Origin of the sequence: Stutzerimonas stutzeri (assembly GCF_024448895.1) — a bacterium.
Lineage (GTDB): Bacteria > Pseudomonadota > Gammaproteobacteria > Pseudomonadales > Pseudomonadaceae > Stutzerimonas > Stutzerimonas stutzeri_Q.
This window is the reverse complement of sequence record NZ_JAMOIC010000006.1, coordinates 312,187-323,933: the sequence shown is the minus strand read 5'-3', so window position 1 is coordinate 323,933 and position 11,747 is coordinate 312,187. Positions and strand designations below refer to the sequence as shown.

The 11,747-nt window shown below is 57.1% G+C and carries 11 protein-coding genes; 7 read left to right on the top strand and 4 right to left on the bottom strand.

All coding sequences use genetic code 11. The features are described 5' to 3' along the window. Window positions 1-806 precede the first annotated feature (806 nt). The 6 genes from NA619_RS10270 to NA619_RS10245 all read left to right on the top strand — a co-directional run bounded on the left by NA619_RS10270 (window position 807) and on the right by NA619_RS10245 (window position 5,949). Window positions 807-959, top strand: coding sequence for a hypothetical protein (locus NA619_RS10270; protein WP_255961751.1), 153 nt, complete (start codon window positions 807-809; stop codon window positions 957-959). A gap of 740 nt (window positions 960-1,699) precedes the next feature. Further along, window positions 1,700-3,166 (top strand): flagellin, encoded by a 1,467-nt coding sequence (locus NA619_RS10265; RefSeq protein WP_255961750.1) that lies wholly within the window; start codon window positions 1,700-1,702, stop codon window positions 3,164-3,166. 70 nt (window positions 3,167-3,236) lie between these two features. Beyond that, a complete protein-coding gene (locus tag NA619_RS10260; RefSeq protein ID WP_255961749.1) occupies window positions 3,237-3,593 on the top strand; it encodes a flagellar protein FlaG in 357 nt (118 codons plus the stop codon). A gap of 57 nt (window positions 3,594-3,650) precedes the next feature. Beyond that, window positions 3,651-5,069: a flagellar filament capping protein FliD gene (gene fliD / locus NA619_RS10255; protein ID WP_255961748.1), complete on the top strand. Its 1,419-nt coding sequence runs from the start codon at window positions 3,651-3,653 to the stop codon at window positions 5,067-5,069. A gap of 132 nt (window positions 5,070-5,201) precedes the next feature. Beyond that, window positions 5,202-5,588 (top strand): flagellar export chaperone FliS, encoded by a 387-nt coding sequence (fliS, locus tag NA619_RS10250; RefSeq protein WP_255961747.1) that lies wholly within the window; start codon window positions 5,202-5,204, stop codon window positions 5,586-5,588. A 73-nt stretch (window positions 5,589-5,661) separates the two neighbouring features. After that, window positions 5,662-5,949: a flagellar protein FliT gene (locus tag NA619_RS10245; protein ID WP_255961746.1), complete on the top strand. Its 288-nt coding sequence runs from the start codon at window positions 5,662-5,664 to the stop codon at window positions 5,947-5,949. Between the two features lie 112 nt (window positions 5,950-6,061). Here the strand turns inward: NA619_RS10245 and NA619_RS10240 are convergent, their stop codons facing one another. Continuing rightward, window positions 6,062-6,343, bottom strand: a complete 282-nt coding sequence (locus NA619_RS10240; RefSeq protein WP_255961745.1) for a pyrimidine/purine nucleoside phosphorylase — start codon at window positions 6,341-6,343, stop codon at window positions 6,062-6,064. 112 nt (window positions 6,344-6,455) lie between these two features. Continuing rightward, complete coding sequence (locus NA619_RS10235) at window positions 6,456-6,797, bottom strand: DMT family protein (RefSeq protein ID WP_255961744.1); 342 nt, start codon at window positions 6,795-6,797, stop codon at window positions 6,456-6,458. A 146-nt stretch (window positions 6,798-6,943) separates the two neighbouring features. Between NA619_RS10235 and NA619_RS10230 the strand changes: the two genes are divergently transcribed. Continuing rightward, complete coding sequence (locus tag NA619_RS10230) at window positions 6,944-7,219, top strand: YkgJ family cysteine cluster protein (protein WP_255961769.1); 276 nt, start codon at window positions 6,944-6,946, stop codon at window positions 7,217-7,219. Window positions 7,220-7,259: 40 nt separating this feature from the next. Here NA619_RS10230 and NA619_RS10225 read toward each other — a convergent pair whose 3' ends face one another. Then, window positions 7,260-10,337: an error-prone DNA polymerase gene (locus NA619_RS10225; RefSeq protein ID WP_255961743.1), complete on the bottom strand. Its 3,078-nt coding sequence runs from the start codon at window positions 10,335-10,337 to the stop codon at window positions 7,260-7,262. Beyond that, entirely contained in the window at window positions 10,334-11,746 is a 1,413-nt protein-coding gene (locus tag NA619_RS10220; protein WP_255961742.1) for a Y-family DNA polymerase, read from the bottom strand. Before NA619_RS10220 ends, NA619_RS10225 begins: the two co-directional genes overlap by 4 nt. Window position 11,747 lies beyond the last annotated feature (1 nt).

The following is an 11,747-nucleotide window of genomic DNA, read 5'->3' as shown; positions in this document are numbered from 1 at the left end:
GGCAGATCCGTGATATGGCCGATCGTTTGGGCTGGGATGTTTATATTCGCGAGACGATAGACTCCACTAATGCCGAGGCATTGAGGCTTCTTCAGGCCGGGATGAGTCACTACTGACATCAATTGGTGATCGTCCCACACAGCTTTTATCGGACTGTGCAGCCGAGCAAGCGCTTATAGATGTTCCACCGTTTCCCTGCACCAGCATTCGAAGATGGACGCCTTTCACAGCGTTTGTTTGGCTTAGAAATATATTGGCGATGATTGGGATGCACATTGAATTGCTTGGCCAGGAGCGCCGCCGCTGCAGCGTGGAGGAAGCTCACATGGTACGCGAGAGCCAAGAAGACCATGGAAGCCGAAGTCCTCTAGAAAGCTGTGGGTATCGCCCGTTCGAGGCGTCGTGTCCGTAGGATGGGTCGAGCCTGCGATACCCATCGATGGGGCTCGGACTTGATGGGTATCGCTTCGCTCAACGCCATCCTACTGCTGGTATCGGTGGTGAGGCCTCGCGGCACAGGATGGGTTGCGAAAATGGATCGCACACTCACCTTTGTGTCCTGGGAGCGACAAGTGAAACTGGTCAGCAAAAGTCTCGGTGTGTCTCGTTCGCAATTGACGGCTCGAATCAAACAGGCCCCTAAAGATTAGAAAGCTCGGCGGCCACGTGTGCTCAATGACGCAGCGCTGGTGGATCGGATCAATGCCTCAATCTCCGACTTGCCCAGCTATTGCTATCGCCGGCTATGGGGCTTCTCCGGAAGCAGGCCGATCCGGTGTTTGCCATGAAAACGGATAGATCGGGTCATGCGCGGCCATGACCTGTTGCTGGAGAGGCGTCGCAAGCAACCGGGTATGGCGCGTCGTTATGAAGGTAAGGTAGCGCTGGATACGAGCAATACCCGTTGGTACTCGGACGGTTTTAATTTCGTTGTGGCGATGGCGCCAAGCTGCGTGTAACTTTTGCCTAGGACTGCCGCGACCGCGAGGCGGTCAGTTCGGTAGCCAGCCCGAGGTGGCTACCGCGGTGACGACGTCCGCGACGTCAGGCTCGAAGCCGTCGAGAAACGTTTTGGACAGGCGCGGCGTGCCATTGCGATCCAATGGCTGAGCGATAACGGCTCGGCGTACACCGCTGAACAAGCACGTGAGATAGGTTTGATGCCGCTGACCACATCTGCGTGTAGCCCGCAGAACGACGGCATGGCTGAGTGCTTTATGAAGACGGTGAAGCGCGACTACATCACCCATATGCATAGGCCGGTTCGACTAACTGCGCTACGCAATCTGGCGATTGCTTTCGTACACTACAACGAAGCGCACAGCGCCCTGAAGTGCCGTTCGCCTCGGGAGTTCAGGCGGTTGGCCGCAGCATCAACTTAACGGGGTTGCGGTATCCGGTTTGTGAGGGGCAAGTCCAGTTGTTGAGCCCCTTTCAGTCGCATCGCCTCATTCTTCATTAAAGAATTTCGCTAGCTGTCCGAAAACCTCTGCAGGCGCGCTCGCTTGGTTGTGAGTTCGCTGGTGTCGTACCAGGTGTTCTCGGGGCTTGACTAAAAATATTTTCACCGCCTCCTAAAGCTCACCGAAACGACGCCGATAAGCTAATCGAATGCGAACTCAATGGGTGCCTGGGCAAAAGCCGGCCCGGAGTCGCAAGCTCAGGCAACCAAAGTAACTAGCGCCCTTGGAGGCACATCATGGCTCTTACAGTCAACACTAACATTGCGTCGCTCAATACTCAGCGCAATCTCAGCAACTCCTCGAACGCTTTGGCAACTTCAATGCAACGCCTCTCCACCGGTAGCCGCATCAATAGCGCCAAAGACGACGCCGCCGGCCTGCAAATTTCCAACCGCCTCACGAGCCAGATTAACGGTCTGGGTGTTGCCGTTCGTAACGCTAACGATGGTATTTCCCTCTCTCAGACGGCCGAAGGCGCTCTGCAGCAATCAACTAACCTTCTTCAGCGTATGCGTGACCTGGCTCTGCAATCAGCAAACGACTCCAATAGCGCAACTGACCGCTCTTCGCTGCAAAAAGAAGTTACTCAGCTGAAGAATGAGCTGACCCGTATCGCCGAAACCACCAGTTTCGGTGGCCGTAAACTTCTAGACGGTAGTTTTGGTACTGCACAGTTCCAAGTGGGCGCTAATGCGAACGAGACAATCGGTGTAACGCTTAGCAGCGCTAAGGCTACCAATCTTGGTGCTAACCGTACCCTTTCTGCTGGTCTGTCTGCAGGTGCCGCAACTGCAACAGCGGGCACTGCCACGTCGTTGGTTACAGCTCAAACGCTGACAATTACTGGCGGTACAGGTACTGCTACCGCGGCCGTCAACGCGGGTGACTCATCGAAGGCGATTGTTTCAGCGGTCAATGCACAAACTGCTAATACAGGTGTAAGTGCTAGCGCACTCACTAGGGCTCAGGTAGGTGGCTTCACCGCTGGCACCAGCAGTTTCAACCTAAACGGCCAGGCGATTTCAGTAAATATCTCCAACACTTCTGACCTTTCCGGCCTTGCTTCAAAGATTAACGAGTTTGCGTCGACAACTGGTGTCACAGCAGTATCTAACGGCAACTCCATGGAGCTGGTTGCAACCGACGGTTCTAACATTGCGATCGAAGCTTACAGTAACGATGCAGCTGCTGCGCAAGCTATCACTGTGCAAGGTCGTAATACTGACAACACCGCTAACTTTGGCGCAGTACAAACCCTGACTGAAGGCGGCACAAACTCTACAGTTGTGCAAGGCGAAATTACATTTAACTCGTCCGGCAGCCATACTGTGAGTTCGAACGCTGCGACGAATAGCTTGCTTGCAGCACCGACGAATACCAGCACGCTCGCCAGCGTAAACGCTGTAAGTGTCGGGACCCGTGAGGGCGCCAACAGCGCAATCTCGGTCATTGACGGAGCACTTGCCTCCATCGATGATCAAAGATCGTCTCTTGGTGCTGTGCAGAATCGGTTCGACAACACCATTGCGAACTTGCAAAACATTGGTGAAAACGTATCTGCCGCTCGTGGCCGTATCCAGGACACCGACTTTGCTGCAGAAACTGCCAACCTGAGCAAAAACCAGATTCTGCAGCAGGCAGGTACTGCGATCCTCGCCCAGGCCAAGCAGCTGCCGCAGGCAGTTCTGAGTCTGCTGCAGTAATCAGGCAGAAGGCGGTGACGATGGAGGTAGGGCGGCGCTCTACCTCCATTGATTCATGAGAGGTGAATCAATGGACGTCGGAAAAATTACGGGCGGTATTCCATCGCCAGGAACAATTGGATCGTTGCCCAGCCTTCATAAGGAGTCTGGGTTTTCTTCGTTCGATAAGCCCCAGAAGTCGGATGAAGACAAAGGGGCGAAAGGCCAAGAAAACATGACCGACCTGGTCGAAAGATTTCGATCGCAGGTGCAGAGTATCCAGCGTGACCTTAGCTTCAGCGTCGACGATTCTACTGGCGATGTAGTTGTTAAGGTAATTGATGGTGATTCGGGCAAGGTCGTTCGGCAGATACCGTCAGAAGAGATCCTTCGCCTTACAGAGCGATTGGATGAGATGCGCAGTTTGATGTTTAAAGCCAAAGCTTGACGGTACGATTTTTGTATCGAGGCTTCCCGGCTAACAATTTCTTGACGAGGTAAGGCTATGGCTGGCGTATCAGGCATCGGTTCTGGAATCGACATCGACAGCATCGTCGCCAGTATGGTGGCGGCGGAGCGTGCGCCAAAAGAGACGCAGCTTGCCAGGCTCGAAAAGAAAACCACCACGCAGATAACTGCTGTTGGTGCCTTGAAAGGTGCGATTGGGGAATTCCAAACGGCATTGGGCGCGCTTAACAAGCCCGAGCTTTTTCAGGCTCGTTCTGCCACTTCGAGCAAGCCAGATAAATTGTCAGTGACTGCCGGCGTAACCGCTGGGGCTGGAAGTTACAAGATTGAAGTAAGTCAGCTCGCAACCAGCAGCAAGGTTGCGTTGCGGGCTATTGCAGACAATCTGGATGCTCCCGTGTCGCTCGGAACTGGCCGGCTAACAGTCAGTATTGGCAGTAATGCATTGCCTGCTATAGACGTGGATGCCAGCAACAATACATTGGCTGGCATTCGTGATGCTATAAACAAGGCCGGAGGCGAGGGGGGGCTAACGGCGACCATCGTGACTGACAATGATGGGTCGCGCTTAGTGTTGAGCAGCTCGACTACGGGCGAGCTGGAGGACATCACCGTTAAGGTGGAGAACGCCACCGGTGATCTTGGAAAGCTGGCTTTCGCCGGGCCAGCCGATGCTACCGGTGACCCCGGCGCGCCAAAGGTGCTGGCTGCGGCGGCTAGCGCATCCTTGACCATCGATGGGTTGCCTGTAACGAGTAAATCAAACACGCTCGACAAGACTATTGAAGGCGTGACATTGACTCTCCAGGCAAAAACCGAAGCGGACGCGCCGCTCACGGTGACAGTTGGCCTAGACAAGGGCGGTGTCAAAAAGCAGGTTCAGTCTTTCGTTGATGCTTACAACAAACTTGTCGGCTTCATCAGTGCGGAGACTAGGGTCACGCCCGTGGGTGACGGCAAGGCCCCCGTAACAGGAGCGCTAGTCGGTGACGCGACTGCCCGTGCGCTACTCAGTACTATCCGCAACGAGCTCGTCAAAGTCCAAGGTGACGGAAGCATCCGAGCCCTCACTGATATTGGTATTACTACTCAGAAAGATGGCACCCTGGCGGTCGATAGCAAAATGCTCGACAAGGCACTGGCAGACAATTTCGATCAGCTTTCTGGTCTATTCACCGGCGACACGGGTTTGGCGACACGTCTCGATGCTAAGCTAAAGCCATACACTGAAACTGGCGGCATTCTAGAACAGCGCAACAAGCAAATGACCGAGACCATTTCTGTTATCGACAAGCAGAAGGAAGACCTCAATCGACGTATCACCTCGTTGCAGGAGCGTCTTTATAAACAGTTCAACGCGATGGATATGTTGGTTGGCCAACTATCGAACACCTCCTCAAGCTTGCTAGCATCCCTTGAAAATCTCCCATGGGCGGCAAGCAATTCGAAGAGGTAGACCCTACCTTTAATGAACTAAACCGCCCGGCTAGGCGGTTTTTTCATTTAAAGTCCGGGATCGCTATCAAGCTTGAGCGCGCTCGACCGATAAGCTTTTCATGCAAACTGATGTGGCAAGGGGCTCATCCAGATGAACGCTATGACAGCAATGAAGCAGTATCAGCAAGTTGGCGTAAAGGTCCAGGTCAACGAGGCTGATCCGCATCGCTTGATCCAGATGTTGATGCAGGGTGGTCTTGATCGTATCGCCCAGGCGAAAGGCGCTATGGAGCGCGCTGCTTTTGCCGAAAAAGGCGAGCTTGTTGGCAAGGCCATCAACATCGTTGGTGGGCTGCGGCAAGCTCTCGACAAAAGCGTGGGAGGTGAGCTGGCAGAAAACCTCGACAGCCTTTACGAGTACATGACAATGCGGCTATTTGAGGCGAGCCGGCATAATGATATTGAGAAGCTGAACGAAGTGGGCAAGCTGCTAGGCGAGATTAAGCTAGCTTGGGATCAGATTGCACCAAAGGCGTAAATCGGCGGTTTCGGGGCCGCTAGTTTTTGTTCTCTGGGTTCTTGCATACCATTCGATTTCATTGAGGACGCTCATGCTGTTGCGCAAACAGGTATTGGCTACGTTGGCTGGCAGGCTGCGCGACGGTCTGGCGGCAGGCGATTGGGAAGCCATAGCGGTGATGGACGAAGAGTGCCGCACCTTGGTGGCTGCGTTGTGCGACGAAGATGCGTTCGCCCCAGAGATGCGTAAGCAGCTTGCAGAGCTGTCGTGTTTGTATGACGAGCTTCAGCAATCCGATCGTGCGGAGCGAGAGCGACTGGTTGGAGAGTTGACTCGGTTAAACGGGTCGAAGCACGTTCATCAAGCCTATGTTCAATGAGTTAAGTCGACTCAGGATCGAGCTTTGAAGTATCTCCGTTGCCTGCGCATCGGTGGAGGACGCTTCATCCATCCACCGTTAAGCTTTGCAGCTCTAGACCGGCAAAAATCGTTTACCGGTACTCACACAAATACGCAGTCGCCTCGGCTACCGTCAGCTGAAACTTGCTGTTCGCCGGTACAGTGAACTGGGTGCCTGCACCAAAGGTTTTGTAGTTCTCGCTTCCGGGCAGTTTCACGTCCAGGCTGCCGGCGACGACGTGCATGACTTCCAACTGGTTGGTCCCGAACTCATATTCGCCAGGCGCCATGACACCGATGGTGGCGGGGCCGGCCGCCATGTCGAAGGCGATGGATTTGACGGTGCCGTCGAAGTACTCGTTGACCTTGAACATTCGGAAATCTCTAGGGACGGAAAAGGGTGGCCAGTATGCCGAAGCGGTTCGGCGCCGTCACCAGATCCCCTTTTCAAGAGCGAAGCGGTTGGCTAAGCCCATCGGGTACCGTTTACGAACGAAAGATGAAATAAACCGCACCGAGCAAACACAGCCCCGCCCACAGATAGTCGAGCTTCAGGGGTTGCTGCATGTACATCACGCTGAACGGCACGAAGATGGCCAAGGTAATCACTTCCTGCATGATCTTCAGCTGGCCTATCGATAGCTCGGTGTAGCCGATGCGGTTGGCGGGCACCATGATCAGGTATTCGAACAGGGCGATGCCCCAGCTGATCAACGCGGCTATCAGCCAGGGTTTGCCATTGAGCGTCTTGAGGTGACCGTACCAGGCGAAGGTCATGAAAAGGTTGGACACGCAGAGCAGTGCTGCGGTCTGAATCCAGATGGGCATGACTGTTTGACTCCGGGGCGATGGCAAATGCTAGGGGGCCGGACGAGTGCCCGCAAGCGCTCAGATGCCGATTCTTGACCGCAAGTGTTTTTTGCCTGGACAGCCATTATCATCGCAGCCCGATTTTTTCCATTTCGGTATCTGGTATGATTTGCCGTCCCGGTTGTGGTGCCTGTTGTATCGCCCCTTCGATAAGCTCCCCAATGCCTGGTATGCCCATGGGTAAACCGGCGGGGGAGCGATGCCTGCATCTTTCCGACAGAAATCTCTGTGGCCTATTCGGTAACCCAGTCAGGCCCTCTGTCTGCGCCGATTTCAAGGCCGACGCCATGTTTTGTGGCGACGATCAACAGGATGCGATTCGCTTGCTCGGTTGGTTGGAGAACGCGACCGGGAGTGTGAGTGAGCAACCTGCGGCTTAGTTGGGCGGCGTAGAAGCGGCTTCGATTGCGTGTAACCAGCTCATTGAAAATCCCGACTGCGCACGTCCAGTCCTGTCAGCATCGAGGTTAGATCGCGGAGCCGCCCAGCGATCACGTGGCGTACTCCGCTCGCCGATTCGAGATGTCCATCGATGCGCAGCATTTGCGACTGAATGAGCGCACGCCGGTAACGCTCGGCCAGATCACGCCAGACAATCACATTGATCATGCCGAACTCATCTTCCAGCGTGACGAAGATGACACCGCTCGCGGTCTGCGGGCGTTGGCGGCCGATAACCAGCCCGGCGACACTGACCAGCCGGCCATGTTCGACATCCGCCAGTTCGCGTGAACTCCTACACCGCTGGTTCTTGAGCCTGTCACGTAACAGTGCCATTGGGTGGGGCCCCAGCGTGGTGCCCAGTGCTGCGTAGTCTGTCATCAGCTCTTCGCCCACGGTCGGCAGCGGTAAAGGTACGGCTGTTTCCTGAGTGACAGCGTGCTCTGCAAATAACGGTAACTGAGTTTCGAACCCCGCTACCGCCCAGCGCGCACGGTGCCGGTGTCCAGTCAGTTCACGCAGGGCGCCGGCGCCCGCCAATCCCTCGCGAGCCCGCGCGTCAAGGCGGGCGCGCAAGCACAGATCGTCAATCGAGCAAAACGGCTGCTGCTGACGAGCCGTCTCGATGCACCGCGCATCTTCCTGGCGAAATCCACGCACCAGCCGCAAGCCCAGGCGAATCGCTGGCTGATCAGTGGGCGTCGGCTCGAGGCTGCAATCCCAGTCGCTGTGATGGACATCCACCGGGCGAATTTCCAGGCCGTGTCGCCGAGCGTCCTGGAGAATCTGATCGGGATTGTAAAAGCCCATCGGCCAACTATTGATCAGGGCGCAGGCGTAGGCGGCTGGCTCGTGACATTTCAGCCAGCAACTGGCGTATGTGAGGAGGGCGAAGCTCGCAGCGTGGGATTCGGGGAAACCGTAGCTGCCGAATCCCTTGATCTGTTCGAAGATCCGCGCCGTGAACTCTGGTTCATAACCTCTGGCGAGCATGCGCTCGGTGAGGCGCTGGCGATGAGGCTCCAGGCCGCCATGACGTTTCCAGGCGGCCATGGCGCGGCGCAGTTCGTCTGCCTCGCCCGGTGTGAACTGAGCCGCGACTATGGCCAGCTCCATTACCTGCTCTTGAAACAGCGGCACACCAAGGGTGCGCTCGAACACGGGCCGCAATTCCTCGGCAGGATAATCTTCTGGCTCTTCCTTATTGCGCCTTCGCAGGTAGGGGTGAACCATGTCGCCCTGGATTGGCCCTGGGCGAACGATGGCGACCTGGATGACAAGATCATAGAAAGTCCTCGGTCGCAGGCGCGGCAGCATGGCCATCTGCGCGCGGGACTCGATCTGAAAGACGCCCACGGTGTCGGCGCGGCTGATCATCTCGTAGGTTTTACGGTCTTCCTGCGGCAGGGTGGCGATCGTCCAGCGCGTACCGCGATAGTGTTCGATGAGGTTGAAGCAGCGGCGCAGCGCGCTGAGCATGCCAAGTGCGAGCACATCGACCTTGAGCAGACCGACGAGGTCGAGATCGTCCTTGTCCCACTGGATCACCGTGCGGTCAGCCATGCTGGCGTTTTCCACGGGCACCAGCGTGTCCAGCGCTTGTTCGGAAATGACGAAGCCCCCGGGATGCTGAGATAAGTGGCGGGGAAAACCAATCAGCTCACCGGTGAGTACCAGCACACGTCGCAGGACGGGGCTGCCCGGATCGAAGCCGGCCTCGCGCAAGCGCTCATCATCAGGGATTCGATCACTCCAGCGACCACAGCAATCAGCCAACGCATTGATCTGATCCACCGGCAGACTCAGGGATTTTGCTACATCACGGATTGCACCTGTTGCGTGATAAGTGCTTGCCACCGCTGTTAGCGCAGCACGCTCGCGCCCATACCGGCGGAACACGTACTGGATCACTTCCTCGCGGCGCTCATGCTCGAAGTCGACATCTATGTCCGGCGGTTCATTACGTTCACGGGACAGGAATCGTTCGAACAGCAGCTTGCTTCGGGCGGGGTCCAGCTCAGTGATACCCAGTACGAAACACACGGTGGAGTTGGCTGCCGAGCCGCGTCCCTGACAGAGAATGTGCTGTTCTCGGGCGAAGCGAACGATATCGTGAACGGTGAGGAAGTAGCTCTCGTACTCCAGTTCGGCGATCAGTTGGAGTTCATGCTCGATCTGCGCGCGTGCTTTGTCCGTCGCACCTGCAGGCCAGCGCCAGCGAGCGCCATCCTCGACCAGTTTTCGCAGCCAGGTGGTGGCGTCATGGCCGCTGGGCACCAGTTCGCGCGGATACTGGTAGCGCAATTGGCCGAGATCGAAAACGCAGCGCTCGGCGATACGTAGCGTTTCGGCGAGTAGGTCGGCGGGGTACAGTTGAGCCAACTCATCGGGACGCCGCAGATGACGCTCGCCGTTGGGAAAAAGAAAACGTCCGGCTTCTGCGACCGGAGTGTGGTGGCGGATCCCGCTCATGCAGTCTTGCAGAGCGCGCCGGCCGCGGGCATGCATGTGTACATCACCACAGGCAACGGCCGGTATTCCCACTTGCGAAGCAAGCCTCTGCAGCTGCCTAAGGCTAGATTGATCGTCTGGCCCGCGATGAAGCTCGATACCGAGCCAAAGGCGATCCTTGAAGCGTTCGTGTAGCCAGCAGCCCTGCGCCTCTGCATCGTCCGTTTGAGCAAGCCAGATCGCTATGAGCCCATCAAGGGAGTCCGTGAAGTCCTCGGGCAGAAGCTTATAGCTGCCTTTCTCGGCGCGGCGCCTAGCTCGGGTAATCAACCGGCATAGGGCCTGGTATCCGGCCAGATTTTCCACCAGCAGGACCAGTTTAGGCCCGCGTTCGATCTGCATCTCGCTGCCGATGATCAACGGCAGTTCAGATTTTTTCGACGCCTGCCAGGCCCTGACGATACCAGCCAGCGTGCATTCGTCGGTGATCGCCAGCGCCCGGTATCGGTGCTGTGCGGCACGTTCGAATAGCTCCTTGGCACTGGAGGCGCCTCGCTGAAAGCTGAAATTGGACAAACAATGCAGTTCGGCATACTCACCAATCATGCGAACCAGCCGTGCAATAGCAGCGGCCCTCCAGTGAGCGAGCGAAAGGCCCAGCCGCGCTGACCAGTGCGGGTCTCGATCAGGTAATAGTCGCGGCGCACGTCGCCCCCGTCCCACCAGCCGGACTCGATCCGCTCCGGCCCTGCGAGGATATGCAGCGATGCTTCATGCATTGATTGTGGTTCGGCCAGCAGCCAGCCGGGGCGAGCCCCGGTAGGTGGATATGATTCAAGTCGACTCGGGTACGAAGACTGCCACGCGCACTCAGGGCGATGATCGGCACGCGCGGCGAGCCCTTGCACAGCGTCGTCGCCCAGGCGAGCCCGAAGTCGTTCACGTAACTGCTCCCAAGGCAGGGATTGCTGCGGACGCTCATCAAACAGCTCGCGATGCTCTGGAACGAACGCAGGCAATTGCTGGGCGACCAAGCGCAGTGCCAGGACTGGCGCCGGTAATTGCAGGTGCTCCAGGCGGCCGCGTGTGAGCTCGAATAACATGGCTGGATCACGCTCAGCGCTTAACAAGCCGACAGGCACCTGGCTATCGGCCTGCTTGCGGTGTTCAAGCTGCAAGGTGAACTGTTGAACACCGCTGTCGCGCCCAGCCAGGTAGGCAGCAAGATCGCCAGTCAACCGGCGCAGCGGGAACAGCAATGCCTGATGTGATTCGACTTCGAAGTTCAGCTCTATTCGCGCCTCGAAGTGGTCGGGTGGTCTGTAGAAATCCAAACCCAAAGGGCGATGCTCAAGCAGGGTATCGAGATGCCTTAGCGCCTCAGGCGGGAAGCGTCGTGCGAGCCCGTCACGCGGAAGTGCGAGCAGCTGCTTGAACGTCCGCAGTCCCATGCGCGTAAGCGCTGTGGCTGCATCGCGGGACAACCCGAGACGATCCACCGGCAAGTTGCAAAGCACGTTATGCAGCGACTCGGTATCCGTTACCGCCAGTCCGTCATGAACATTGGCAAGTACTCGGGCAGCGGCCGGATTGGGCGCAAGAGTGATGCGATGTCCAAACCCCAGTGCGCTGAGTTCCTCACGCAGGCGAGCCTCCAGTCTGGGCCATGGCCCGAATAGGCCCAGGCTCGATTGCACTTCCATTAGCAAACAACGGGGGTAATGCAGGCTCACTTGCGAGCTAAATCCATAAGCCCATGCTGCGAGAAATTTCTGCCAACTCTCGATTGCTGTGTGGTCGTAGTCAGCAGTTTCGAAAGCGCGGGTTAGCGCTTGAGCGGCGATCAGGGTTTGCCCCGGCTTGAGGCCGAGTGCGCGGGCGGCGGGATTGATCGCCTGCAGCACGCGGCGCTGAGGCGTACCGCCCAAGAGTGCAAGTGCAGCTTGCGGGTCGGCCCGGCTTCGCAGCACGCCATCCATGGCCAGCTGCGGCAGCAGGATGCAAGCCCAGAGCATC

Bases quoted from the DNA above. Each gene is read 5' to 3' on its own strand.
- NA619_RS10220 (WP_255961742.1), bottom strand. From the start codon at position 11,746: ATGCTCTGGGCTTGCATCCTGCTGCCGCAGCTGGCCATGGATGGCGTG.
- NA619_RS10270 (WP_255961751.1), top strand. From the start codon at position 807: ATGCGCGGCCATGACCTGTTGCTGGAGAGGCGTCGCAAGCAACCGGGT.
- NA619_RS10245 (WP_255961746.1), top strand. From the start codon at position 5,662: ATGCTGTTGCGCAAACAGGTATTGGCTACGTTGGCTGGCAGGCTGCGC.
- NA619_RS10265 (WP_255961750.1), top strand. From the start codon at position 1,700: ATGGCTCTTACAGTCAACACTAACATTGCGTCGCTCAATACTCAGCGC.
- NA619_RS10260 (WP_255961749.1), top strand. From the start codon at position 3,237: ATGGACGTCGGAAAAATTACGGGCGGTATTCCATCGCCAGGAACAATT.
- NA619_RS10225 (WP_255961743.1), bottom strand. From the start codon at position 10,337: ATGATTGGTGAGTATGCCGAACTGCATTGTTTGTCCAATTTCAGCTTT.
- fliD (WP_255961748.1), top strand. From the start codon at position 3,651: ATGGCTGGCGTATCAGGCATCGGTTCTGGAATCGACATCGACAGCATC.
- NA619_RS10230 (WP_255961769.1), top strand. From the start codon at position 6,944: ATGATTTGCCGTCCCGGTTGTGGTGCCTGTTGTATCGCCCCTTCGATA.
- fliS (WP_255961747.1), top strand. From the start codon at position 5,202: ATGAACGCTATGACAGCAATGAAGCAGTATCAGCAAGTTGGCGTAAAG.
- NA619_RS10235 (WP_255961744.1), bottom strand. From the start codon at position 6,797: ATGCCCATCTGGATTCAGACCGCAGCACTGCTCTGCGTGTCCAACCTT.
- NA619_RS10240 (WP_255961745.1), bottom strand. From the start codon at position 6,343: ATGTTCAAGGTCAACGAGTACTTCGACGGCACCGTCAAATCCATCGCC.